The organism is Pseudomonas ficuserectae (genome assembly GCF_024584585.1).
Lineage (GTDB): Bacteria > Pseudomonadota > Gammaproteobacteria > Pseudomonadales > Pseudomonadaceae > Aquipseudomonas > Aquipseudomonas amygdali.
The window spans coordinates 1,142,057-1,165,948 of record NZ_CP085684.1; the positions used below are offsets into that span (position 1 = coordinate 1,142,057).

General features: G+C 56.2%; 18 protein-coding genes and 5 pseudogenes. 14 read left to right on the top strand and 9 right to left on the bottom strand.

All coding sequences use genetic code 11. From position 1 onward, the window contains the following. Positions 1 to 210: 210 nt before the first annotated feature. The 9 genes and pseudogenes from LJU29_RS05105 to LJU29_RS29525 all read left to right on the top strand — a co-directional run. Entirely contained in the window at positions 211 to 1,158 is a 948-nt protein-coding gene (locus LJU29_RS05105) for an ABC transporter permease (protein ID WP_005745304.1), read from the top strand. After that, entirely contained in the window at positions 1,155 to 2,018 is an 864-nt protein-coding gene (locus LJU29_RS05110; RefSeq protein WP_257111738.1) for an ABC transporter permease, read from the top strand. The genes LJU29_RS05105 and LJU29_RS05110 overlap by 4 nt, the downstream gene beginning before the upstream one ends. Further along, a complete protein-coding gene (locus LJU29_RS05115; RefSeq protein ID WP_122322752.1) occupies positions 2,015 to 3,007 on the top strand; it encodes an ABC transporter ATP-binding protein in 993 nt (330 codons plus the stop codon). Before LJU29_RS05110 ends, LJU29_RS05115 begins: the two co-directional genes overlap by 4 nt. Continuing rightward, a complete protein-coding gene (locus tag LJU29_RS05120) occupies positions 3,004 to 3,984 on the top strand; it encodes an ABC transporter ATP-binding protein (protein ID WP_005745299.1) in 981 nt (326 codons plus the stop codon). The genes LJU29_RS05115 and LJU29_RS05120 overlap by 4 nt, the downstream gene beginning before the upstream one ends. A 51-nt stretch (positions 3,985 to 4,035) precedes the next feature. Next, complete coding sequence (locus tag LJU29_RS05125; protein WP_002555161.1) at positions 4,036 to 5,550, top strand: ABC transporter substrate-binding protein; 1,515 nt, start codon at positions 4,036 to 4,038, stop codon at positions 5,548 to 5,550. A gap of 157 nt (positions 5,551 to 5,707) precedes the next feature. Beyond that, positions 5,708 to 6,886, top strand: coding sequence for a Na+/H+ antiporter NhaA (gene nhaA, locus LJU29_RS05130; protein ID WP_004666221.1), 1,179 nt, complete (start codon positions 5,708 to 5,710; stop codon positions 6,884 to 6,886). Positions 6,887 to 7,042: 156 nt separating this feature from the next. Next, entirely contained in the window at positions 7,043 to 7,351 is a 309-nt protein-coding gene (locus LJU29_RS05135; protein WP_257111739.1) for a hypothetical protein, read from the top strand. Between the two features lie 387 nt (positions 7,352 to 7,738). Beyond that, a pseudogene (locus LJU29_RS29520) lies at positions 7,739 to 8,458 on the top strand (PAS domain-containing protein); the annotation flags it as partial. A 21-nt stretch (positions 8,459 to 8,479) separates the two neighbouring features. Next, positions 8,480 to 8,746: pseudogene (locus LJU29_RS29525) on the top strand (methyl-accepting chemotaxis protein); the annotation flags it as partial. Between the two features lie 90 nt (positions 8,747 to 8,836). Here LJU29_RS29525 and katG read toward each other — a convergent pair. Next, entirely contained in the window at positions 8,837 to 11,107 is a 2,271-nt protein-coding gene (gene katG, locus LJU29_RS05150) for a catalase/peroxidase HPI (protein ID WP_054076735.1), read from the bottom strand. A 373-nt stretch (positions 11,108 to 11,480) separates the two neighbouring features. Here katG and LJU29_RS05155 point away from each other — a divergent pair, with 373 nt between their 5' ends. After that, positions 11,481 to 11,915 (top strand): GNAT family N-acetyltransferase, encoded by a 435-nt coding sequence (locus tag LJU29_RS05155; RefSeq protein WP_122322750.1) that lies wholly within the window; start codon positions 11,481 to 11,483, stop codon positions 11,913 to 11,915. Between the two features lie 12 nt (positions 11,916 to 11,927). Here LJU29_RS05155 and LJU29_RS05160 read toward each other — a convergent pair whose 3' ends face one another. After that, a complete protein-coding gene (locus tag LJU29_RS05160) occupies positions 11,928 to 13,007 on the bottom strand; it encodes a GGDEF domain-containing protein (protein ID WP_005754170.1) in 1,080 nt (359 codons plus the stop codon). Between the two features lie 312 nt (positions 13,008 to 13,319). Here LJU29_RS05160 and LJU29_RS05165 point away from each other — a divergent pair, with 312 nt between their 5' ends. The 3 genes and pseudogenes from LJU29_RS05165 (at position 13,320) to LJU29_RS05175 (ending at position 16,894) form a co-directional block, all read left to right on the top strand. Further along, positions 13,320 to 14,312 (top strand): helix-turn-helix domain-containing protein, encoded by a 993-nt coding sequence (locus LJU29_RS05165; RefSeq protein ID WP_005754169.1) that lies wholly within the window; start codon positions 13,320 to 13,322, stop codon positions 14,310 to 14,312. Between the two features lie 68 nt (positions 14,313 to 14,380). Then, a pseudogene (locus tag LJU29_RS05170) lies at positions 14,381 to 15,313 on the top strand (SphA family protein). A gap of 61 nt (positions 15,314 to 15,374) precedes the next feature. Next, a pseudogene (locus LJU29_RS05175) lies at positions 15,375 to 16,894 on the top strand (amidase). Positions 16,895 to 17,129: 235 nt separating this feature from the next. On the opposite strand, the pseudogene LJU29_RS05180 reads toward LJU29_RS05175, so the two are convergent. The 3 genes and pseudogenes from LJU29_RS05180 to LJU29_RS05190 form a co-directional block, all read right to left on the bottom strand. Continuing rightward, a pseudogene (locus LJU29_RS05180) lies at positions 17,130 to 18,086 on the bottom strand (DNA/RNA helicase domain-containing protein); the annotation flags it as partial. A 3-nt stretch (positions 18,087 to 18,089) separates the two neighbouring features. Then, a protein-coding gene (locus LJU29_RS05185; RefSeq protein WP_122320854.1) for an IS3 family transposase occupies positions 18,090 to 19,252 on the bottom strand; the annotation gives its coding sequence in 2 pieces (ribosomal slippage) (positions 18,090 to 18,997 and positions 18,997 to 19,252; 1,164 coding nt in all). 389 nt (positions 19,253 to 19,641) lie between these two features. Further along, entirely contained in the window at positions 19,642 to 20,622 is a 981-nt protein-coding gene (locus tag LJU29_RS05190; RefSeq protein ID WP_054078085.1) for an IS5-like element ISPsy2 family transposase, read from the bottom strand. 87 nt (positions 20,623 to 20,709) lie between these two features. Between LJU29_RS05190 and LJU29_RS05195 the strand changes: the two genes are divergently transcribed. Continuing rightward, entirely contained in the window at positions 20,710 to 21,186 is a 477-nt protein-coding gene (locus LJU29_RS05195; RefSeq protein WP_044299447.1) for a PH domain-containing protein, read from the top strand. Positions 21,187 to 21,414: 228 nt separating this feature from the next. Here the strand turns inward: LJU29_RS05195 and LJU29_RS05200 are convergent, their stop codons facing one another. From LJU29_RS05200 to LJU29_RS05215, 4 genes are all read right to left on the bottom strand, one after another. Further along, on the bottom strand, positions 21,415 to 21,840 hold the full coding sequence (locus tag LJU29_RS05200; RefSeq protein WP_057404795.1) for a DUF1493 family protein: 426 nt from the start codon (positions 21,838 to 21,840) through the stop codon (positions 21,415 to 21,417). Positions 21,841 to 22,086: 246 nt separating this feature from the next. Next, positions 22,087 to 22,548 carry a hypothetical protein gene (locus tag LJU29_RS05205; RefSeq protein ID WP_257111740.1) on the bottom strand — a complete coding sequence of 154 codons (462 nt, stop codon included), beginning with the start codon at positions 22,546 to 22,548 and terminating at the stop codon, positions 22,087 to 22,089. After that, positions 22,526 to 22,915, bottom strand: coding sequence for a polymorphic toxin type 44 domain-containing protein (locus LJU29_RS05210; RefSeq protein ID WP_003313653.1), 390 nt, complete (start codon positions 22,913 to 22,915; stop codon positions 22,526 to 22,528). Before LJU29_RS05210 ends, LJU29_RS05205 begins: the two co-directional genes overlap by 23 nt. Before the next feature lie 29 nt (positions 22,916 to 22,944). Continuing rightward, a complete protein-coding gene (locus tag LJU29_RS05215; RefSeq protein WP_257111741.1) occupies positions 22,945 to 23,445 on the bottom strand; it encodes an Hcp family type VI secretion system effector in 501 nt (166 codons plus the stop codon). Positions 23,446 to 23,892 lie beyond the last annotated feature (447 nt).

A 23,892-nucleotide genomic window follows, 5' to 3' on the forward strand; every position in this document is an offset into this window, starting at 1 on the left:
TGGCGCTGCGCGATAGGGTTGAGGCCATGAGCGACGTCCGCAAAGGTGAGGTGCGATGGGGTATGCGAGCAAGGCGGATGAGCGCAAAACAATCAAAGTCGACGGATGGTCAATGTTCGACTACAACTTCGCTCTGCCCTTTTGTGTGAAAGGGGTGGCGGCGTACTTTCCGGTCCTGCTGAATTTTCTGTCACAGCATCGGGGCGTCTGATGAATCTGGGTCGTTATCGTTTCATTCTCCAGCGTCCGTTGCAGTTGCTGCCGGTGCTGTTCGGCATCAGTCTGGTGACCTTCATTCTGGTGCGCTCGATCCCCGGTGACCCGGCGCGCATTCTGCTGGGCGCCCGTTCCACACCGCAGGCACTGGCCAACATCCGCGCCCAGTACGGGCTGGATGAACCCTTGTGGACGCAGTATGTGTACTTCATGAAAAACCTCTTGCAGGGCGATATGGGTAAATCGCTGCTGTACAAGATCGATGTGCTCAAACTGATCGTTACCCGGCTGGAGCCTACCGTGTTTCTGGTGTGTGGCAGCGTCCTGCTGGCTCTGCTGATCGCCGTGCCTTTGGCCACGGTCGCTGCACGCAACAAGGGCAGTTGGGGCGATAACCTGATTCGTGTCTTCACCACCACGGGGTTGGGCATGCCGGCATTCTGGCTGGGCATCATGCTGATCCTGCTGTTCAGTGTGCAGCTTGGCTGGTTTCCGGTGTCAGGTTACGGCAGTGACTGGCTGGACAAGGCTCACCACATGGTGCTGCCATGTCTGACCATCGCCCTGGCTCTGTCCGCGGTGCTGATTCGCAACCTGCGCGCCAGCATGCTCATGGAGCTGCAAGCTGATCATGTCACTGCGGCACGGGCACGTGGCGTCAGTGAAGGCGCAGTGTTTCGTCGTCACGTATTGCCCAACTCGCTGGTGCCGTCAATCAACCTGCTGGCAGTGAACATCGGCTGGCTGATCAGCGGCACTGTCGTTATCGAAAGCCTGTTTGCCATCCCCGGCATCGGCCAGCTGCTGGTGCGCGGCATCTTCAGTCGCGATTACATGGTGGTGCAGGGGGTAGCCATGGTGCTCGCCTGTGCCACGGTAATCGTCAACTTTCTCGCTGATGTGGCCACTGTCGCGATAGACCCGCGGGTGAACATTAAATGACCATCGCCCACGCCCCTCTGCGCCCACACTGGCGTTCGCGGCTTCGCCTGCGCTTGCGCAACGGCCGACTGGCGATGCTGCTGGGTGCCTCATTGCTTGGGCTATGGCTGCTGCTGGCACTCTTCGCACCGTGGCTGGCACCTTATGACCCGATTTACCAGAACACCGAACTGCGCATGCTTGCACCGCACCTCGCGCATCCGTTCGGCACCGACAATTTTGGTCGCGACATTCTGTCCAGAGTCATCTGGGCGGCACGCATCGACCTGCAGATCTGTGTGCTCGGGGTGGTTTTCCCGTTCATCATCGGCACGTTTGTAGGCGCATTGTCGGGCTATATAGGCGGTCGCTTCGACAACCTGTGCATGCGCGTGATCGACATCGTTCTGGCCTTTCCGTTTCTGGTGCTGATGCTGGCGATCATTGCGATTCTCGGCCCTGGCCTGAGCAGTTTCTACATCGCCATGGCGCTGGTGGGCTGGGTGTCTTACGCGCGGCTGATCCGTTCACAGATTCTGGTCCTCAAGGACAGCGATTTCGCCCTGGCGGCCAAGAGCCTGGGGTTTGGTCACCTGCGTATTCTGTTTCGCCATCTGCTGCCCAACGCGATGTTCGGCTCGATTGTGTTTTCCATGTCCGATGCGGTGCTGGTGTTGCTCAGTGGCGCGTCGGTCAGCTACCTGGGCCTGGGCGTGCAACCACCGTTGGCCGAGTGGGGCACGATGGTCGCCGAGGGGCAGGCGTTTCTGACGTCTGCGTGGTGGATCTGCACCTTTCCGGGGCTGGCCATCGTGACGCTGGCCATGGGTTTCAGCCTGCTGGCGGACGGCGTTGCCGAAACCCTCGGAGAGCGGCAATGAGTACGCCGGTGCTGAAAGTCAGCGAGATGAGCGTGATTGCGAACAGTCGGGGGCGCGAGGTAACGCTGGTCGACCGGTTGTCGTTCGATCTGCAGCAGGGCGAGATTCTCGGGCTGGTCGGCGAAAGTGGCTCTGGCAAGACCATGGCTTGCCGGGCATTGATGCAACTGATGCCATCGCCGGACCTGCACGTGCGCGGTGGTTCGGTGCTGCTCAATGATGTCGACCTGCTGAAACTCGATGCAGCCGGCATGCGTGCCATGCGCGGGCGGCGGATCGGCATGATTTTCCAGAACCCCAGCAGTCATCTGGACCCGCTGATGCGTATCGGCGAGCAGATTGCCGAAGGCTTTCGTCTGCATCAAGGCGCTTCGAAACGTGAGGCACGGGCGCAGGCGATTGATCTGCTGCGTCAGGTCGGCATTCCCGACCCGGCTTCGCGTGTGGATAACTTTCCCCATGAGTTTTCCGGCGGCATGCGCCAGCGCGCCATGATTGCCGTGGCGCTGGGCTGCGGGCCGCAGGTGCTGATCGCCGACGAACCGACCACCGCGCTGGACGTGACGGTGCAGGCGCAAATCCTGCGGCTGTTACTGGACCTGCGTGACCGTCACGGGCTGTCGTTGATCATGATCACCCACGACCTGGGCGTTGTAGCGCAAACCTGCGACTCCATCGCGGTGATGTACGCCGGTCGCTTGTGTGAACACGGCAGCAAGCGCGACGTGCTGGCCCGCGCCCGTCATCCTTACACCCGCGGCCTGATCGACTGCCAGCCCGCCAGCAGTACGGGCAGTGGCCTGCTGCGCACCATTCCCGGACAGCCGCCATTGCTCGATGCGCTGCCCGCTGGCTGCCGTTTTCATGCGCGCTGCGGTCATGCGGGCGCAGGCTGCGTCGAGACACTACCCCTGATGCGGTCGATGGGGGTTGCCCATGAAGCGGCCTGTCACTATCCGCTGGCAGATTCCCGAGAGGCCGTATCATGAGCGGCTACAGGCTGTTGAACGTCAACGATCTGGTGGTGCGCTTCCCGGCCCCCGGATCAGGCTTCATGGGTCTCAATAAGCGTTGGGTGCATGCCGTCAACGGTGTGTCGCTGAGCATTTGTGCGGGTGAAACGCTGGGACTGGTGGGTGAGTCTGGCAGCGGCAAGAGCACGCTGGGGCGCGCCATTCTGCGTCTGAACGACATTACTTCCGGGCAGATCGTCTTCGATGACGTCGACATGGCCCAGGGTAGCGGTATCAGTCTGCAGCGTTTGCGCAGTGAAACAGCAATGATCTTTCAGGACCCGTCTTCCTCGCTCAACCCGCGCATGACCGTCGGTGCCACATTGGCCGAGGTGCTGAAAGTGCAACGCAAGGTCAGCGCATCCGAGATTCCGGCGCGGGTCATCGAGTTGCTCGACATGGTCGGTCTGCGACCCGAATTTGCCGAACGCAAACCGGGTGCCTTGAGCGGCGGGCAATGTCAGCGTGTCGGCATTGCCCGCGCACTGGCCATCGAGCCGCGGCTGATCATCGCCGACGAGTGCGTGGCGGCGCTGGACGTGTCGATTCAGGGGCAGATCATCAACCTGCTGCTGGAACTACGCCAGCGCATGAACCTGGCAATTCTGTTCATTGCCCACGATCTCGCCATCGTGCGCCGCCTGTGTGACCGAGTGGCGGTGATGTACCTGGGCAAAATCGTCGAGGAGGGCCCGGTCGAAGAGGTCTTTCTCAAGCCGCGTCATCCCTATACCGCGGCGCTGATCCAGGCTATTCCGGAGATTGATCCGGATCGTCCGCTGCCCGGTGAACCCTTGCAGGGCGAGCCACCCAGCCCCCTGAGTTTGCCCGCTGGCTGCGCCTTTCATCCGCGTTGCCGGTTCGCCAGACCGACCTGTTCCAGCGTCGCGCCACCCACCCGGCATGTCGGCGAGCAGCGCTACGACTGTGTACTTGATGAACCCGTTTTTTGATCCAGACCTACAACAAACATCTGTCCCGACACCGGCAAGGAGTTCATTTGTATGAAAGCTCGACCAATGAAAATGCTGACCGTCGCCATGCTGGCGGCCTGTTCCCTGGCAGCGGGAGTGGCGGAAGCCGCGGGCGTGCTGACCATCGGCCGTCGTGAGGACGGCACCACCTTCGACCCGATCAAAAGCGCGCAAAACATCGACAACTGGGTATTTTCCAACGTCTACGATGTGCTGATCCGGGTTGACGACAAGGGCACAAAGCTGGTGCCAGGACTGGCCGAAAGCTGGTCGATTTCGCCCGACGGGCTGACCTATACACTCAAGATACGCCCGGCCAAATTCTCTGATGGCTCGGAGCTGACCGCCAGCGACGCTGTATTCAGCCTGCTGCGAATTCGCGACGACAAGGGCTCGCTGTGGAGCGATTCCTACAAGATTATCGACAAAGCCGTCGCAACAGATCCGCGTACGCTGGTCATCACCCTGAAGAATCCATCGGCCTCGTTCCTCTCGCAACTGGCGCTGCCCAACGTGTCGATTCTCTCCGAGAAGGCCATGAAGACCCTGGGCGAAGAGGCTTACGCCGAAAAGCCTGTCGGTTCGGGAGCCTTCACAGTGAAAGAATGGCGGCGCGGTGATCGGGTGATCCTGGCGAAGAACCCCGACTTCTGGGAAGCGCCGAGCGTCAGCCTGGATGGTGTCGAGTGGATCTCGGTGCCGGATGACAACACCCGTATGCTGATGGTCCAGAAGGGCGAACTGGATGCAGCGATCTATGTGCCGTTCTCCCGTGTCGAAAACCTGAAGAAGAACCCTGATCTGGTGGTTCACCTGGACCCGTCCACCCGTGAAGATCATTTGTTGCTCAACCATGAGCACGGCGCATTGGCCAAGCCTGAGGTACGCCAGGCACTGGACATGGCTATCGACAAGAAATCGCTGGTCGAGGCCGCTACCTTCGGGCTGGGCACCGTGGCCAATTCCTACATTCCCAAGGGCGCGCTGTATCACTACGCCGATAACCTGCAACGCCCGTATGACCCGGTCAAGGCCAAACAGATGCTGGCGGATGCCGGTGCGTCGGACCTGAAGCTCAACTATGTGGTCAATGCTGGCAACGAAGTCGACGAGCAAATTGCGGTCATGCTGCAACAGCAGCTGGCCAAGGTTGGCGTAACCACCACGCTACAGAAAGTCGACCCGAGCCAGAGCTGGGACATGCTGATTGCCGGTGACTACGACATCTCCGTGATGTACTGGACCAACGACATCCTCGACCCGGATCAGAAAACCACCTTCGTGCTTGGCCATGACACAAACAACAACTACATGACCCGTTACAAGAACGAGAAGGTCAAGGAGCTGGTTGCTGCTGCACGGGTTGAAATGGACCCCAAAAAGCGTGAGCAGATGTACATCGACCTGCAGAAAATGGCCAAAGCCGACGTCAACTGGATCGACCTCTACTACAGCCCTTACATCAGTGTTTCACGCAAGAACATCGAGCACTTCGGCCAGAACCCGTTGGGCCGGTTCACGCTTGAAGAAACCGTCAAGAAGTGAAGCGGGCAGGGCTGTTGTCTGGCAGACAGGAGCCCTGATTCCTCAAGCCATGATGGGCATGCGCGTTAATTTGTATCCTCAGGTTTACCTGCGCTGTGGCAGGCTCTGCGAGTGGTAAGGTTGCGGCCTTTTTGCGCTGTACCCTGCGGAGCCCTGCATGCACAACCCCACCCCCCGTACCGAATCCCCGAGCGCGCTGGCGTTCATCAAGCGCTTTTTCGCCGCTGAGGCCGCTGGCGGTCTGATCCTGATGGCGGCTGCGCTTGCAGCCCTGATCGTCGCCAACTCACCGCTGGCCGACAGCTACTTTGCAGCGCTGCATACCGTGCTCGCCGGGATGTCGGTAGAGCACTGGATCAACGATGGCCTGATGGCAATCTTCTTCATGCTGGTGGGCCTGGAGATCAAGCGCGAAATGCTGGCCGGCCAGCTGGCGTCCTGGAGCCAGCGCGCCTTGCCGGGCTTCGCGGCGCTGGGCGGCATGGTGGTTCCGGCGTTGATCTACGTGGCATTCAATTGGGGCCAGCCAGACACCATTGGCGGCTGGGCCATTCCGGCAGCGACCGACATCGCATTCGCCCTGGGCGTGCTGTCATTGCTGGGCAAGCGTGTGCCGTTGTCGCTGAAGATATTCCTGTCGGCACTGGCAATTCTCGATGACCTCGGCGCTGTGCTGATCATCGCGCTGTTCTACACCAGCGATCTGTCCATTCCCATGCTGCTGGCTGCACTTGGCTCCATCGCCGTGCTCGTCGCGCTGAACCGCTTGGGCGTTAAAAAGCTGCTGCCTTACCTGATTGTCGGCGCGCTGTTGTGGTTCTTCATGCTCCAGTCCGGTATTCACGCCACCTTGGCGGGCGTAGCGCTGGCACTGTGCATTCCGCTCGGCAAACCCGATGAAGAAGCCAGCTCGCCGCTGCTGCATCTGGAAGAAAAACTGCATCCGTGGGTCGCCTTTGCCGTCGTACCGGTCTTTGGATTCGCCAATGCCGGCGTTTCACTGTCAGGCATTACTGTCGACAAACTGCTGGACCCGGTGCCGTTGGGCGTCGCGCTGGGGCTGCTGATCGGCAAACAGGTCGGCATCTTCGCCCTCGCTGCACTGGCCATCCGCGCCGGCCTGGCCCGCTTGCCGGACGGCAGCAACTGGGGCCAGCTTTATGGCGTTGCGGCGCTGTGCGGTATTGGTTTCACCATGAGCCTGTTCATCGGCGCACTGGCCTTCCCGGGCGCACCGGAGCTGGTGGATGAGGTCAAGGTGGGCGTACTGATCGGGTCGGTGTTATCGGCGTTGCTTGGGGTTGTGGTGTTGCGCAGGTTTGGAGCGAGGGGGTGAGCGTAGGGGACGATAATCTCAACTATCGTGCGACGCTCCGCGTCGGCATGCCGGTCTGGACGCTCTGCGTCCTCTTCGCGACGTAAACCGTCGCGAACTGCATTCCCGAAGTAATGGACGTCACAGTCAATCATATAGCCAGGAGTAGATTGAGAAATGTTGAAGCTGATCAGTCAGCGCAATTGCGCGCCTTCGCTTGAGGCCCCGAAACACGATGTGTACCTATTCAGTGTCGACACATCCGGAGCCGATAAACCGTTCTGTTTTGAACAGTCAATTACCGGCGGGCATGCTGAGCGGGGTGGCTGCATATTTCTGAACCTGGCCGGGCTTGAGAACTGGTCCGGTGATTGGCGAGTTCATCTGGAGAAGTCCGGTTGCGGCTGGGTAGCGGAGTTGATGGCGGGAGCGCAAACCGATCAGCAAGCCGTGAAGTTGATTCTGGATCAAGTGACCATTACCTGATCGCAATCTGACGATTCAGAAACCGCACGGCATGTCGATAAAGAAGTGACATGCCAGGGACTCGGCAAATCTGACTTTATTTTGAGAGCCCTGTGCATGCTTCACTTATTCCGACCACGTCGTGACAGAAAAGCCCTTCAACAACTTATTGCCTCTCTCAAGGGGGCTGGCGAGCCGGTGGTAAGAGGCTGCGCTGAAGAGAACAGCGTACTTGAGTGCTGGAGTTCGCTGAGTGCCCAGCGTCGTCTTGACGAGCAACGTATCGCCGATCTTGAGCAGGAACTGGAAACCGCCCGCCACCTTCTGGGGGAAGCCTCTGCCTCGGCCGCCGCTTATGAGACCCGCTTTGATCTGGTCAACCGTGCGTCGAGCGAGGGCCTCTGGGATATGGAGGTCGTAGCAGGCGATCCGGTCAACCCGAACAATCGATTCTGGTGGTCGCAGCAACTTCGCACGCTTCTCGGTTTTAACGACGAGCGAGATTTCCCTAACGTACTGGCGAGCTGGGCAGACCGGCTTCATCCGCAGGATAAACAAGCCACGCTCGACGCATTTGCCAAGCATCTGAATGATCGCTCGGGTAACACGCCGTACCGGGTCAAGAATCGTCTGGCGATGAAGAACGGCACTTATCGCTGGTTCTATGCCCAAGGCGAAACGTTAAGAGACGCACGCGGAACGCCGCTGCGTGTCGCCGGCTCGCTTCGTGATATTCACGATGAGCTTGAACGTGATCTGGAACACGATGTGATCATTACCCGATTCGAACTGGCCCGGGAGATGCTATCCGACGGGCTCTGGGACATGGAGGTCATTGCTGGCGACCCGGTCAATGCGAGAAACCCGTTCTGGTGGTCTCCACAGTTCAGGCGGCTCTTGGGTTTCGAAACAGTCGAAGAGTTTCCTGACGTACTGGATAGCTGGGCATCACGGCTGCACCCTGACGACAAGGAGCGCAGTCTGACGGCATTCGGTGCGCACTTGAATGACCGGACTGGCAAGACGCCGTTCGATATCGAGTACCGCCTGAAGATGAAAACCGGCGAGTACCGCTGGTTCCGTGCACGCGGCCAGACTCGTCGCAATCCCGAAGGTGTTCCGCTGAGGGTGGTCGGTGCGTTGGTGGATGTGCATTTGAAGCATGAGCAGGATGCTCTTCGCGACACCGAAGCACAGCATCAGAAAAACCTGGAAGAGAACATCACTCAACTGACCCAGATAGTCGGCACTATCCAGAGCATTGCCAGCCAAACCAACCTTCTGGCGCTCAATGCCGCGATTGAGGCTGCACGTGCCGGGGAAGCTGGGCGGGGCTTTGCGGTGGTAGCTGACGAAGTGCGCAAGCTGGCGACTCGAACGACTGAAGCGACGGAGCAGGCGGCAAGCATGATGAGTCGCTGATAAAACCAGCCTTCGCTTTTTGATAGCCGTAAAAAAAACGCCTCCGCAGGGGAGGCGTTTTTTCAGCTCAGCACATCAAACACATCAAGCCAGGTCGAAGCGGTCCAGGTTCATCACCTTGGTCCATGCGGCCACGAAGTCTTTGACGAACTTCTCGTTAGCGTCCGAACTGCCGTACACCTCGGAAATCGCACGCAGTTGAGCATGTGAGCCAAATACCAGATCGACACGGGTGCCGGTCCATTTGACTGCGCCGGTTTTGCGGTCACGTGCTTCAAAGGTGTCGTTGGCACCTGAAGTCGCTCTCCACTCAACGCCCATGTCCAGCAGGTTCTTGAAGAAGTCGTTGCTCAGGGTTTCCGGCTTGTCGGTGAAGACGCCGTGCTTGCTCTGTCCAACGTTAATATTCAAGACCCGCAGGCCGCCCAACAGCACAGCCATTTCCGGTGCAGTGAGGGTCAGCAGTTGCGCCTTGTCGACCAGCAGCGATTCTGCCGAGACCTTGTAGTGCGCCTTCTGATAGTTGCGGAAGCCATCGGCGATCGGCTCAAGGAAGCTGAACGACTCGACATCCGTCTGCTCCTGCGATGCATCGGCACGGCCTGGTGTGAACGGCACCGTGACGTGATGACCAGCGTTCTTCGCAGCCTGCTCGACGCCTGCGCTACCGGCCAGGACGATCAGGTCAGCAATGGAAACCTGCTTGCCACTCGACTGAGCGGCGTTGAACTCGCTCTGAATCCCCTCAAGCGTCTTCAGTACGCCCGCCAGTTGTGCAGGCTGGTTAACCGCCCAGTCCTTTTGCGGAGCAAGACGCAGACGACCGCCATTGGCACCGCCGCGCTTGTCAGAGCCACGGAAAGTAGAAGCGGCTGCCCATGCGGTTGAAACCAGCTGCGAGACAGAAAGCCCCGAAGCCAGAATCTTGCCTTTGAGCGCGGCAACATCCTGATCATCCACCAACGCATGATCAACATTCGGAATAGGGTCTTGCCACAGCAGCTCTTCGGCCGGTGTTTCCGGGCCGAGGTAGCGCGCGAGCGGGCCCATGTCACGGTGAGTCAGCTTGAACCAGGCGCGGGCGAACGCGTCGGCCAGTTGCTCAGGGTTGTTCAGGAAGCGACGGGAGATCTGCTCGTAAGCTGGATCGAAGCGCAGCGCCAGGTCAGAGGTCAGCATGCTTGGCGCATGACGTTTGGATGGATCGTGGGCATCCGGAATCTTGCCCGCGCCTGCGCCGTTCTTCGGCGTCCACTGATGCGCGCCTGCCGGGCTCTTGGTCAGCTCCCACTCGAAGCCAAAGAGGTTTTCCAGGTACTCGTTGCTCCATTTGGTCGGAGTCGAAGTCCAGGTCACTTCCAGGCCGCTGGTGATGGTGTCGCCACCCTTGCCGCTGCCGAATTTGTTTCTCCAGCCAAGCCCCTGCTCTTCAAGACCGGCTGCTTCCGGCTCTGGACCGACGTTGTCGGCAGGGCCTGCGCCATGAGTCTTGCCGAAGGCGTGACCACCGGCGATCAGCGCTACGGTTTCTTCATCGTTCATCGCCATGCGACCGAAGGTTTCACGGATATCCTTCGCCGAAGCGACCGGGTCCGGCACGCCTTCAGGCCCTTCCGGGTTCACGTAGATCAAGCCCATCTGCACAGCGGCAAGCGGGTTTTCCAGATTGCGCTCACCGCTCGCGGTGCGGCTTTCTTCGTTGGCATGGTTCTCCGGCTCGGCGACCAGCGTACCGTCGCCCGGCTGCTGCATTTTCTTCTGTGCGCCGTAGCGTTCTTCGCCACCCAGCCAGGTAGTCTCGGAACCCCAGTACACATCTTCTTCCGGTTCCCAGACATCCGGGCGACCACCGGAAAAACCGAACGTCTTGAAGCCCATCGACTCCAGCGCGACGTTGCCGGTAAGCACAATCAGGTCGGCCCAGGAGATCTTGCGGCCATACTTCTGCTTGACTGGCCAGATCAGGCGACGTGCCTTGTCCAGGCTGACGTTGTCAGGCCAGCTGTTGAGCGGCGCAAAACGTTGCTGACCAGCACCTGCACCGCCACGGCCATCGCCTGTACGGTAAGTACCGGCGCTGTGCCAGGCCATGCGAACGAACAGCGGACCATAATGGCCAAAGTCGGCCGGCCACCAGTCCTGCGACCGGGTCATGACGTCGCGCAGGTCTTGTTTGACCGCTTCGAAGTCAAGGCTCTTGAACTCCTTGGCATAATCAAAGCTCTCGCCCATCGGGTCGGAGAGTGAGGAATGCTGATGCAGAATCTTCAGATTCAGCTGCTTGGGCCACCAGTCACGGTTGGTGGTGCCGCCGCCAGCAGCGTGGTTGAAGGGGCATTTCGATTCAGTTGACATGCTTGATACACCTTTTTGTCATTTGCATCCGGCCATCCAGCCCACTCGCGGGGCTTCAGACAGTGATGACGGAACTCCATAGCACTGGGTTCGTACCGGCCGCTCGATCAACGATCAGGCCAGTAGCGATCATTGGATTGCTGCGATACGAGACCACAACGTGCACAGAAAACTTGAGCTCATTCTTATCTCCTTATCAGGGTAAAACCGCACGGCCTTCGCCGATGCTCTTGCAGATTAGCCTTCTTTGTGGATATTTCTAATAGAAAGAACGTTATGGGTTGATAGGCAAACTCTGGCAGCGCTGTCATCTGATCAGCGAAATGCCCTGTTAATCTGCTCCGCCATTGGAATAACAGGCCGGGCATAGCCAGTGATCACGATTCGCAGCATGACAATTAAGGATTACGAATCGGTCATCGAACTGATGCGCAATACACCGGGCATCTCTCTGCGCGATGCCGATTCGCGTGAATCAACGGCACGCTACCTCGACAGAAACCCCGGTACGAGCTTCGTCGCCGAGGCGGAGGGGGCTGTGTGCGGCTGTGTCATGTGTGGGCATGACGGCCGCCGGGGTTATCTACAACATTTGATTGTGCTGCCGGAGTATCGTCGACAGGGGATAGCTCCCGAGTTGGTCGAGCGCTGCCTTCAGTGTCTGGAAGCGCTGGGAGTTTATAAGTGTCATCTGGATGTGCTGAAGGTTAATGAGGCGGCTGGCCGATATTGGTCGGGGCAGGGGTGGACATTGCGAGAAGATATTGACCGCTATTCGATGGTTCGGCAGGGCGGCGAGAATGCTTGAGAGAACCGAGCGCTATGCATGGGTATTAACCGATTTCACCCCTTGGTTCTGCTTTTCCACACTTCCAGCGGTCGCGGAAACTATCCTGCCTTCAAAGGCAATACATTGTCTGCCGCTCCGTTTGGCGTGATACAAATTTTCATCGGCTTCTTTCAACAAGTCATTGACGTTTTTTGCCCGAGCCAAACTCGCAATACCTGCACTGAATGAATAGGGCATTTTCGCTGTTGGGTCTTTTTGGGCGTGCATCAATAAATGATCCATTGCCGCTATGGCGTCTGCTGCGTTTGCTGCCGATAACATCACGCCAAACTCTTCTCCCCCCAGGCGACCAAAGCTGACCAGCCCCGTTGTGTTTTTTATGAGTGTTGCGAAACATATAAGGACATTGTCACCCACGTCGTGGCCATGGTTGTCGTTGATGCTTTTAAAGTTATCCAGATCAAGCATGGCGAACCACAGCGAGGACTTATCATCTGACGTCAGTGCGTTATCCAGGCTGGCGACCAGTGCGCGGCGATTTGGGGCGTTCGTCAACGTGTCGGTCTCCGACAGCTTCTGGTAGCGATCACTCGCCGCCATGGTCTGCATGACCAGGCTCAGGAAGGTTGCATTCAGGGAGCCGCCCAACAAGGTCGAGCTGATCAGGAAAACATAAAACAGAGGCGCATGGTCGACGCCGACCGCCGTCAGGTCCGTTTGCCACATGATCAACCAGATCAGAGCAGCCGCAGCGACGTAGTCAATAAACTTGACGAAGAATACGCTCATTCCCGTGATGAGCAGGGAAGTGACAACCAATCCCCACATCGACGCCTCCACGCCCATGCGTTCGATCTGTACCTTGAACAGAACGGTAAGTGACGTCATGTAGATAATGCCGAACAGACGCCACGTCGTCATGCTTCTGCTGTTGGAAGTGACAATGATTGACAGCGTCGCCCCCGCCAGAGCGCAATAAATAAATATATCCAGTGATTGCTCAATAGACGGATTCACATACCAGCTGATAATCCAACTGAAAAGGCCGATCAATTGAGACAGCTTCAAGGGTATGAAAATAGAGTCTTTCAGGTTTCTTCTTTGTGGCATGTGCTGTTTTCCATACTTATGCCAGCCGAAGCGTAATCGACGGCACATACCTTGGTCGAGATGCGTGATCATATATTGCCAGTATACGTGATCAGTACTCGAGAGCGATGGCCGCTTGTCTTGCTGTGACAGCGAGTGGGCCTACACCATGACTCAACGGGACGCTTTTTATTTGAAGCGAGCATAGTTTTTATGAAGCTTGAAAGCAGTTTGGTAGCTTCGCTGTATTAATCACCCAAACTCCTTGCTGCCGGAATGAAACTTGCCTTCACTTAGCCGCATGACCTTGAGACGTATTAAGGGGCAAGGCCGATGAGTAGTCGTTATGTGGAGATAAACAAGGCTTCAATTGACGCGGCACCGCCACCTCACCTGCGGCGTTTTCAAACCTGTGACATCGACGAGCACGGTCGCAACCTCAGCGGCTGGCAGGTTCGTTACGACCAGGTGACGCCCGGTGGCTTTGAAGGCGAGCTGACGGAATTCCGTTCGGACTGGCTGCAACTGGTCCGCGACCGCTCTAATCAGGCCTTGGTCAAGAGTGGTATTGCCTGGAAGGGGGCGATTATTTTCGCCTTGCCGTTGAGTGCCAACGGTCCGGCGTTCTGTGCCGGGCACACGCTTCCGGAGTCGAGCATGATCGTCGCGCACGGCGAGAATCTTCCGGAATTGAGTACTCCGCTGCAATTGGATGCACTGGGCATTGCGATTGAAGAGAGTGCCCTGGCTCACGCACTGGAACGTCAGGGCAGCCGTTTTGAAATTACCGATCTTCCCAAGTGTTACCGTTTGACCGATCCAACGGTTCGCACTAGGTTCACTGCGCTCTTCGATAACCTGTTGAATGGAGAGCAGGCGTGCCTGCAGAAGCTTGAGTACGAGTCGATCCGGCGTGGCATTCGGGATGCCGTAATGTTGCAGGTGCTGGAACTGGTGGCACCTGATCAGGCGCCGCCGCTAAATCCCACGGCGCGCAAGAGAATGGTCGATCGGGCTCGCGATTATGCCTTGGCGCATCTGGATGAGCCGCTGTCGATTCTGGATGTGTGCAACCACATCGGCACCAGTCGCCGCAAACTTCAGTACTGTTTTCAGGAGACGCTGGGCATCAACCCGGTGGCTTTTCTGCGCACGTTGCGCCTCAACGCAGCGCGGCGCGAGTTGCGCGAAAGCAGCCGGATCGAACTCGTGCAGACGGTCGCCGCGCGCTGGGGTTTCTGGCACTTGAGCCGGTTTTCCAGTGACTACCGGACACTGTTCGGGGAAACACCCTCGCAGACCTTGCAACGCAAACATCTTTGCTGAAATCGGATAACGGCATAAAGCATGACTCAATAGCATGACCCCACCACCTTCGTGGTCAGGGGCATGCGATGAGTCATAACAATAATTCCAATATCAGACGCTTCACTTTCTTGACGCTCGGCTTGATGAGCCTTGCTGCCACGGTTCAGGCAACTGAAAACGGAGCACCGACTACCTCCTTCGGTGTTTACGATTTCGGTGCAGGCATCCTGCCTCCGTCGACCCCCGTGGGTACGCTGGGAATGCGCGTGGCGTTCTATTCGACCAACGTGCAGAAAGACCGCCACGGTCGCTCGCTGGACAACAATTTTTCCCTGGACGTTCTGTCCATCGGCGTTGCGTACTTTCGCATGACCGCTTACAGAATACTGGGCGCGCGCTATGGCTACAGCGTGGCGGTGCCTTTCTTCCAGATGGATGCCTCGTTCCGGGTCCAGACGCCTGGCGGTCCGCTGGACCTGAAGGCGGATCCGTTCAGGATGGCCGACATTTCGGTGTCACCGCTCATACTGCAATGGGACCTTTCCCCCAACCTGTTCGTGAACGCACAGATGCAGATTCAGACACCTACCGGCGACTACGACAAGAATCGTCCTATTTCGCCGGGGCTGAATCACTGAACGTTTTCTCCCACCGTCAACGCGACCTACATCAGCGACAGCGGTTTTGAAGTGTCCAGCAGCTTCCAGACTGACATCAACACCCGCAACCCTGCGACCGACTACAAGAACGGTGTCGAATACCGTCACGAGTTTGCCGTGGGCCAGCACGTAGGTCCTTTCACGCTGGGGATGGGCGGGTTCTATTACCGGCAATTCTCCGATGACGATGCGCCAGGGCTGGACACCGGCAACCGCGCCCGAGTGGTCGCAGCCGGCCCCGCGATCAGCTACTTCACGCCCGGCATGCCTGCGGCGTGGTTTCACATCTACAAGGAATTCGGCGCACGCAACCGCACCGAGGGTTACACCGTGGCGTTACGGGTAGGTCACAGTTTCTAAAAACGGTTGCAAGATCGGCGATCTTGTTTCCATTCGAATTCAGGCCATCAGGAACCTTCCCATGAAAGACATTCAAACGTTGTTGAACGATGAAGACGCCACCGGCCTGGCCGAGTGGGTCAGGCGCGGCGAGGTCCAGCCGATCGATTTGCTGGAGGGGGTGATTCAGCGCATCGAGCACGTTGAACCGCAGCTCAACGCCGTCGCCGAGCGACTGTATGACTCAGCCCGCAGCGCGGCACTCGACGCTGCAAAAAGCCAAGGCGTTTTTGCGGGTGTGCCAACGCTGATCAAGGACCTGTTTACCCCGGTCAATGGCGCGCGGATGAGCAATGGCTCCCTGGCCATGGGCGAGTTCCGTGCCCCCTTTGAAGCCGAAGTTGTCAGCCGCCTGAGGCGTGCCGGTTGCGTGCTTGCCGGGACGACCACTGCACCGGAATTCGGCACGTCCTATTCCACCGAATCCACACGCTTCGGCGCGACCCGCAACCCGTGGAGCCTCGAGCGCAGCGCCGGTGGCTCAAGTGGCGGGGCTGCCGCACTCGTGGCCGCACGGGTAGTGCCCTTTGCCCACGGCAACGACGGCGGCGGTTCGTTGAGAGTGCCTGCATCCTGCTGCGGCGTATTCGGCTTCAAGCCCAGCCGCGGCCTCATGCCTTCCGGCCCGATGGTCGGCGAGGGCTGGGCAGGCCTGAGCACCGCGCACGCCATCACCCTGACCGTACGCGACAGCGCAGCCCTGCTCGACGCCACAGCAGGCATGGACCTCGGCGCGCCTTACGCAGGCCCGGTTCAGAGCATGCCTTACGTCAGCGCCGTCCAACGCGACCCCGGAACCCTGCGCATCGCGCTCATCGAACAATCAGGCACCTGGCCAACCTCCGCCGAGAGCCTGGCCGCCGTGCGAGACGTCGCGCAGTTATGCGAGTCACTTGGGCACCGCATCGAACCCGTCAGCCTGCCAGTGGTGCTGCCGGAATTCTTAGACCACGTCTTCACCATCATCGGCGCGAACACCCGCAACCACGTCGATATGTTAGGCCGCATGCGTGGCTTTGACGTACAGGACGCCGAACTGGAAGCCCGCACACGCATCATCCTGCGCGACAAAGGCGGCGTCAGCGGTGCGCAATACGCCGCCGCCGTCGAATGGATTCACGCCCTGGGCCGCCAACTGGCGACATTCATGCAGGATTACGACGTGATTCTCTCGCCAGTACTGACACGCGAGCCGGCGCGCATTGGTGAGCTTGTGGTGCCAGATGTGAACCTGAGTCTTGAGGACATGATCGAGCGGTCGCATCGGTATTCGCCTTTTGCCGCATTGTTTAATGCGAGCGGCCAACCGGCGATGTCGGTGCCGTTGTCCTGGAGTGCGGCGGGGCTGCCGATGGGGGCGCATTTCGCTGGGCGGTTTGGGGAGGAGGGGTGTTGTTGGGGTTGGCTGGGCAGTTGGAGCGGGTGAGGCCTTGGCGGGGGCGGGTGCCGGGGGTTAGTGGGTGTGGGGGGGGAGGTGTGCTGGATATGGGGGCTGGGTTGGCTATCGCTATGGCATACGCTCTGTGGAGGCCTGAAGGTTGAGTGTGTGCGATAGGCTTTGAGCTATGCGGCTCTCCGTCGCGGAGTTCGTTCAAGTGTCCTAACGGCGTTAGATCAATCAAGTACAAAAAAGACGCCGTGGCAGGCTGTGTGAAAACGCAGTTTCGCGATACCGAAGAAAAAGCCCCCACCTGCTGGGGCTTTTTCTTGGATATCTTCAGATGCAATGACATTCGCCTTATCCGTCGCCACGCCTGGCCAAGATTTTTATGGCTCGTCAGTCGTTACTTTCTCCCGCAAGCCTACCGGCAAAATACTGCGCGGTCTCCGGATCAGTGCAGTACAGAAAGCAGCCCTTCATTCCACGGGTCATCAGTGTTCGATATGTGTTTTTTATTATCAGGTCTGTTTCCTGTTGCGCTAGGGCAGGTTGCTCCTTCATCAACTTTTTCCAACCTCGAATCGACTTATCATACTTATCTCGGTCATGTGGTGATGTCACCACTCGTCCGTTCCGCACTACCAGATCCGGCCCGATGATCACTCCTATGTAATCCACCTCAAGACCCTGACAGGTATGGATGCACCCCACCTGCTCAATGGAGTTTTCAGCGATAATCCATAAGCTGCCGTCCTGATCCAGATTCCATTGGCGTGCGTAGTCGTCGCCGATAACAATATCCGAAGCCTTGGGGTCTTTTTTGCTGAGCCAAGGCCAGCAGTACCCCGCGACAACGCGAGCCTTGTTGCCGTGATTTTTCTGCTCTATAGCGGCATGCATGGCTTGAGGCGAATCGAACACCTTGAACTCATAGTCTCTGGTGTCGAGCAGGGGGTGAGCTGTTGGGCGAATCTCCAATACGTTGTCCAACCACGCAACGTAGCCATCAGAGCCACTGCAACGGAACTGGGATGACAGCACATACTCTTCCACGGTCGCGCCTTTGGCTTTGGCAAATGCGCGAATCGCCTGCTTGCTACCGATGTCGCTCAGGGTCACGCGCTGATCTTCGTCGATAAAGAAGATTGAGCACTTTGCTGAATCGATCAGCTCCTTGATTTGGTTTTCGCCAAGGTTTCCGTACAAGCCACTTTTTTCATTGAGCCTATGAGCCTCATCGATGATCAGCACATCATAGGTATTAGGTTCGGTATCGATGAATGCACCCGAACCGGAAAAGAAATTAGAGAAGTGGGTTCGCTTTACTGTGCCGATCAATTTACTCTCGTGTAGTGGTCAACTGATCCCGGACACGACGTTAAGGTTTTTCTCGTACTGAGCGGGCGCCATTCCATCATTGAACTGGTGTGGCCGAATCCAGTTGTAACGATGCATCAGGTAATGACTGATATCCCGCTGAGCCTCTTGGACCGTCATGTAGCCCACGGTCGGTATCCACTCAGTTTTCAAGCTGCGGAACACACGCTCCATCGGCGAGTTGTCGTAGCAATTACCCCGGCGGCTCATGCTCTGGCGTATGCGGTATCGCCAAAGCCGCTGGCGAAACTGTCGGCTCCCGTATTGGACGCCCTGGTCGGAATGAAACAGCAGGCCCTGAGGCTTGCCGCGTTGCTCATAAGCCATGTCCAGCGCCTTGATCACCAAGTCCGTATCCGGTTTGTTCGAAAACGCCCAGCCCACCACCCGACGCGCGTAAAGATCCATAACCACCGCCAGGTAATGCCATTTTCCTTGCGCCCAGATGTAGGTGATGTCGCCACACCAGACCTGATTGGGCGCGGGTACATCGAACTCCCGATTCAAAATGTTCGGAATGTCAGGCCGCTCCACTGTTGCTTTTTTATAAGCATGCGAGCCTGGTTGCTTGCTGATTAATCCCAGCTCCCGCATCAAGCTACGCACCTTGAACCGACCGATTTGCTCGCCATCCGCCTGCATCATCGACACGATACTGCGGCTGCCGGCAGCGCCTCGACTTTGCCCGAACAGCTCATTGACTCGGCTAAGTAAACGAACCCGCTCGGCGTCTGGAGACCGACGCCGCAGGCAATGGTTGTAGTAGCACGAGCGAGGTACCTCGAACACTTCGCACAGCAATTCGATTGGCTCATGGACACTGAGCTGATCAATCAGCGCATGCGCTCGTGCTCTTCCGACATCAAGAGCGCGGTGGCCTTTTTTAAAATGGATTTCTCCCGCTCAAGACGGGCGATCCGGGCTTCGAGCTCCTGGATTTTTTGCTGCTCGGGCGTGAGGGCTTTGCTCTGTGGAGTGACACCGTTGCGCTCTTGTTGAAGCTGGTTGACCCAGCGACGCAGCGCAGATTCGACCACCCCAAGCGAGCGGGAGGCTTCGATATGGCTATAGCCTTGATCGAGCACGAGGCCTGCGGCCTCGCGTTTGAATTCAACGGAAAAGGTACGGCGTTGTTTGGTCATCAGACACCTCTATCTGGCGATATTCTCGCCTAAATGAGTGTCCGGAACCATTAGACCACTACAACATTTCTTGGAGCGGCTTGTGACACGCACCGCCATGGGCGGGGCTTTTCGATTTAGGAAGGTGTTAACCTGAGGTGGCGATCCTGTTTGAATTCGGGAATGGTTTTTTGCTAGCTGCCGACATTATGTTTGGCTATGATCGCAGCTAGAGCTAATAGCAAGGAGCATAAAAGTGTCTAAGGAAGGTCTGAAGTAGCCGGATGTTTTCCGGCTACCGAGTCCTCAGCACTTTTCAAAAAACGATGCATGTCGAAATTTGCTCAATTATCTTCGCTTTTTAGCTCTTTCGGCCGCTGCAAAGCCTTTTGCGGTAACCATTTCCTGCATTACACGCGCACCTCTCCTGCGCTCGCCAACAAATGTCGGCGGGCCATCCACAGGTTTGACAGGGCGAACAACGTCACCATCTGCGCGGTGTTCTTGGCCAAGCCCCGAAAGCGCACTTTTTCATAGCCAAACTGGCGTTTGATGACCCGAAACGGATGCTCGACCTTGGCGCGAACCTGGGCCTTGGCCTTCTCGATTTTTCGGATCGCCTTGTACAAAATACTGCGTTTTCCGTGCTTTTTGTAAGTGCTGCGGCGGGCGGCAATCTGCCAAATGACCTTGCGCCCGGCGTGTTCTTCGCGCTTCTCGACCCCGGTGTAACCTGCGTCGGCGCAGACTACGTTTTCCTCGCCGTGCAGCAGTTTGGCAACCTGCGTGACGTCTGCCACATTGGCCGCTGTTACTACCACGCTGTGCACCAGGCCTGACTCGTCGTCGGCGCCGATGTGAGCCTTGGCGCCGAAATAGTACTGGTTACCTTTCTTGGTTTGATGCATCTCAGGATCGCGTTTGCCATCCTTGTTCTTGGTCGAACTGGGCGCGTGAATCAGCGTGGCATCGACGATGGTGCCTTGACGCAACGACAAGCCACGGTCGCCCAGATAACCATTAATTACGCCGAGAATCCCGGTCGCCAACTCGTGCTTTTCCAGCAGACGACGGAAGTTGAGAATGGTGGTTTCGTCTGGAATTCGCTCCAGGCTCAGGCCTGAAAACTGACGCAGGATGGTCGTCTCATACAGCGCTTCTTCCATCGCCGGATCGCTGTAGCCGAACCAGTTCTGCATCAGATGAACACGCAGCATCGCCATCAGTGGGTAGGCGGGCCGGCCACCTTCTCCTTTTGGATAATAGGGCTCAATCAGGGCAATCAAACCTTTCCAGGGCACCACCTGATCCATCTCGATCAGGAACAATTCCTTACGGGTCTGCTTGCGCTTGCCGGCATACTCGGCGTCGGCGAAGGTCATCTGTTTCATCATCGAAAAGCTCGGCGACTGGTGTCCGGAGATTTTGCCAAATTAGGAAGTCTTTTTCAGAGTTTCCCTAAGGAATCAAAACACGTCATGAAATTCAGAGGAAAGCACCTGCAGTCGGGGGAGCAGGTGGTGGCTTGGGGAGATGGATATATCGGTGAAATGATGGGCAAGGGGAAGAATACCCAGCAAAATGGCTCAATGATTGTCACCACTGCCAGAGCTATTTTTTACCGCGCTGGTTTTTTTGGCGAGGTGAATGAAACGATCCCTCTCAAGGCAATCACATCCATCGAACGTAAGTCGTTTATGGGGCACCGCTCAATACGACTTCATACGTCACACGATTCCCTTGAGTTCAAGTCATTCAAGAAAGAGCAAGATCAGATACTGGTTGATGCGATAGAGTCTGGTCGAAGTGTAACGCATCCACTACCCACGTCTTCTCAAGTGGAGGGCTTTAATATAATGGATGCGCTGACCCGATTGGCTGAGCTGAAGTCTGCCGGACACTTGACTGAAAAAGAGTTTTCCTCAAAAAAAACTGAGCTTCTGAGCAGATTGTAGGATTAAGGACGCTATTAGCCCAGCAACCACGCTGGGCTTTTTTATTTCTTAGACTGAAAGGGCACTAAAAAATGATTCCTGTTTAAGGCCTTTCTTAGGCGTTTTTTTTGGGGGGATTTTGCTTAAAACTATCTGCTTCAATTCTCAATGCACGCCGAAGTAGAAGATGTTCGACGATGTCCATAACTGATTCAGTTGACCGCTACAGTTAAGCCTCCGGTATCAAAGTCATTGTGTTTTTATACTAAATCCATCAATAGGGATTTCTTCGGTTTTACTGTAAATTGGCAAGCTACTAAAGCTTGCTTTTTCAAGAGTTTCGCAGTTCCATGACTTCACCTGGGCTGCTTCATACAGCATGCCTAACGTCATTACTGTCTTTGCACGCCGATCTTTAGATCTGAAGAACACGAAAATATCAGTCCCTTCAGGCTTGAAATAACGATAGTGGTCGTAGTCGCCGCGGTCGACGCCAAGGTGTTCGAAAAAATCTTCCATGAAGTCACTGGCATCGTCACCGTCAAGACCTAGATCCCAACTGACTCTGGTGGCGAGGCTGAGAATTTCAAATGCTTTTTTGCCGAACCCAACATAAAAGTAGATTCTCTCTATGAGATAATTAAGGATGTCATGGTTCAGATCGTTTTTATCCATTTTAAAATAGCACCTTGCTTATCTTCGATAAAGTTGTAGGTGTTCAGCGTTATGTCTCCGATCTTGTTGGGCTAGCATGCGGTATAAGACCTTCCGATAACGGATGTTAGCCGAGTGTGGCTGTACCTAGCCGCTGGTTTAACTAAGAGTCTAACGTCCAATTTCGTTCGACTCGGAACAGCAAGTTCTAGCTAGGGCTTGTCGGAAATTATCGATACAGTTAGCTCTAAAGTTAAGATTTATCTGTCAGTCCCTTGGCGTAGTATCTTCTTGAGTTAGCGTAATTCTGTAACTTCTAAGGTCGTCGCCTTCAGTGACATACTCCTTGCTAAAGTAACGGTAGACAGCACCCTTTACCGTGATTCCTACGCCATTGGGTGTGTCACGTATTGCGACGTTTTCTAAAGAGCTATCCGTGATGAGGAATTCGCTTTCCTTATTAAGTTTATGTAATACTTCTGAATCATCGCCTTCAAGCGGTTTGCTAATGAAAAAGCGTAGTGTGTCCACGTCGGTAGCCATGGCGCCGTAGCGCGTAACATACAGCCAATCACCCTGAGGAAGCCGCCGTTTTAACACTACTTCATCTGCGTCACTACCGAAATCAAAAAAGTCACCAAGAAACGTCTTGGCTATTAAAAAGATCACAAGTATCCAAAATGAATTCTTGTAAGTAAATCTGAAGTTAGTATCCTTTGGATTTTGCATACAAGATCCCCATTTTTATCCATTTCTGGTCTTTAGGGTCATCCCCGTATGGAGGCAGCCAGAACCAATGGCCCCACTTATGCTTTCGTGTTTTGGCTTCTCCTTGGGCGAACCCAGCGGCTCTCAGTAGAAGCTGTTCAGTTAATTGACCGGCTGTCCCAACAGCGCCGTAATGAAAATTGCCGAAGTCTTCCCACTCTGGATGTTTCTGCTTGTAGTCCCACGGGCTCTTGTTACGTACTTTGTAGTAAAACCAACTCATGAACGCACCCGTGCTAGGATCTTTTTTCCACTGATCGTTCGCGAGCTTCATGTGGACGTCTACATTGACTCCGGGAGGAATGACTGCTGGCATTTCGTAATTCATCGCCTGTCCCTGCGAAATCTAATGAGTAGTTATGAAAATATCTTGTTACTGATAGCATCCCAGCCGCCAGCAATTTGTCCAGCGCTTTGCCCTGTTTTTCGACTTTGCTTGGAGTAAATAAGTTGAATTCTTCCATAGTTCAGAGCGATAAGTTCGCTTGGGAAACTGTTATTCTGGTCGCCATTGCCCGTTAATGAAAAAGAACTGATAATAACTTCTTCGAGTTTTATCTCCAGGTATTTGACTTTTGGATCGCCAGCACGGAAAAGATGCACAGATACCTGCTTGAAGTGCTTACCGCTGCAGCATGCCTCATGAAGCTTTGGGGTGGCATTATCAACAGCCTTACGAACGAGCATGTCGCTCATGTAGGCCCTGCCCGAGGTTGCACCGCCGGCCGATGTGGAGGTAGCTGAGGCAGTCTGGCTAGCCGAAAGGTCGAAGTCTTGCAGCTCGATCCAGTTTTCGTAGCCTTCTGAGAGAGTCTCGCCGGGAACTCCTTCGATCTGCAGATATGCTTCTAATGACATCTTCAATTCCTTTTAATGCGATCCAGAGCTTTTGATACTACACGGAAGCATTTTTGATGTGAATCGCTCAGTCTGTGGTGTAGGACGCGCATTGTGCAGAGAGGGGGGCAAAAAATTTTCAGTAGAAAATCAGGCCCGCCGGGCAGCCAAGGCTGTAATAAAGCTGGCATTACTGAGCCAATACGGCCCAAAAAGGCACAAAAAAAGCACTTGCGATGAACGCGAAGTGCTTTATTTGTAACGCTTGTATGGGCCGGGGTAATCTGAACTAATTTCTTAAACTGCTGATTTTTAAAAGATTTAAGTTTCGTCTTTTTTTCTTGGAATACTCTTTGGAATACTGAGCCCCGTTGCAATGCTTACGCCGCGGCGCCGCTTCCAAAGCTCGGAGTCATGCACCCTAGCTACTACCCGGCTGCAAAAAAAGCCCAGTCCGAGGTTCTGCCT

Excerpts from the sequence above, each read along its gene's own strand:
- LJU29_RS05120 (WP_005745299.1), top strand. The coding sequence starts at position 3,004 with ATGAGCGGCTACAGGCTGTTGAACGTCAACGATCTGGTGGTGCGCTTC.
- LJU29_RS05215 (WP_257111741.1), bottom strand. The coding sequence starts at position 23,445 with ATGTCATTAGAAGCATATCTGCAGATCGAAGGAGTTCCCGGCGAGACT.
- katG (WP_054076735.1), bottom strand. The coding sequence starts at position 11,107 with ATGTCAACTGAATCGAAATGCCCCTTCAACCACGCTGCTGGCGGCGGC.
- LJU29_RS05110 (WP_257111738.1), top strand. The coding sequence starts at position 1,155 with ATGACCATCGCCCACGCCCCTCTGCGCCCACACTGGCGTTCGCGGCTT.
- LJU29_RS05160 (WP_005754170.1), bottom strand. The coding sequence starts at position 13,007 with ATGCCACAAAGAAGAAACCTGAAAGACTCTATTTTCATACCCTTGAAG.
- LJU29_RS05135 (WP_257111739.1), top strand. The coding sequence starts at position 7,043 with ATGTTGAAGCTGATCAGTCAGCGCAATTGCGCGCCTTCGCTTGAGGCC.
- nhaA (WP_004666221.1), top strand. The coding sequence starts at position 5,708 with ATGCACAACCCCACCCCCCGTACCGAATCCCCGAGCGCGCTGGCGTTC.
- LJU29_RS05210 (WP_003313653.1), bottom strand. The coding sequence starts at position 22,915 with ATGAATTACGAAATGCCAGCAGTCATTCCTCCCGGAGTCAATGTAGAC.
- LJU29_RS05200 (WP_057404795.1), bottom strand. The coding sequence starts at position 21,840 with ATGGATAAAAACGATCTGAACCATGACATCCTTAATTATCTCATAGAG.
- LJU29_RS05165 (WP_005754169.1), top strand. The coding sequence starts at position 13,320 with ATGAGTAGTCGTTATGTGGAGATAAACAAGGCTTCAATTGACGCGGCA.
- LJU29_RS05105 (WP_005745304.1), top strand. The coding sequence starts at position 211 with ATGAATCTGGGTCGTTATCGTTTCATTCTCCAGCGTCCGTTGCAGTTG.
- LJU29_RS05190 (WP_054078085.1), bottom strand. The coding sequence starts at position 20,622 with ATGAAACAGATGACCTTCGCCGACGCCGAGTATGCCGGCAAGCGCAAG.
- LJU29_RS05115 (WP_122322752.1), top strand. The coding sequence starts at position 2,015 with ATGAGTACGCCGGTGCTGAAAGTCAGCGAGATGAGCGTGATTGCGAAC.
- LJU29_RS05125 (WP_002555161.1), top strand. The coding sequence starts at position 4,036 with ATGAAAGCTCGACCAATGAAAATGCTGACCGTCGCCATGCTGGCGGCC.
- LJU29_RS05195 (WP_044299447.1), top strand. The coding sequence starts at position 20,710 with ATGAAATTCAGAGGAAAGCACCTGCAGTCGGGGGAGCAGGTGGTGGCT.
- LJU29_RS05205 (WP_257111740.1), bottom strand. The coding sequence starts at position 22,548 with ATGCAAAATCCAAAGGATACTAACTTCAGATTTACTTACAAGAATTCA.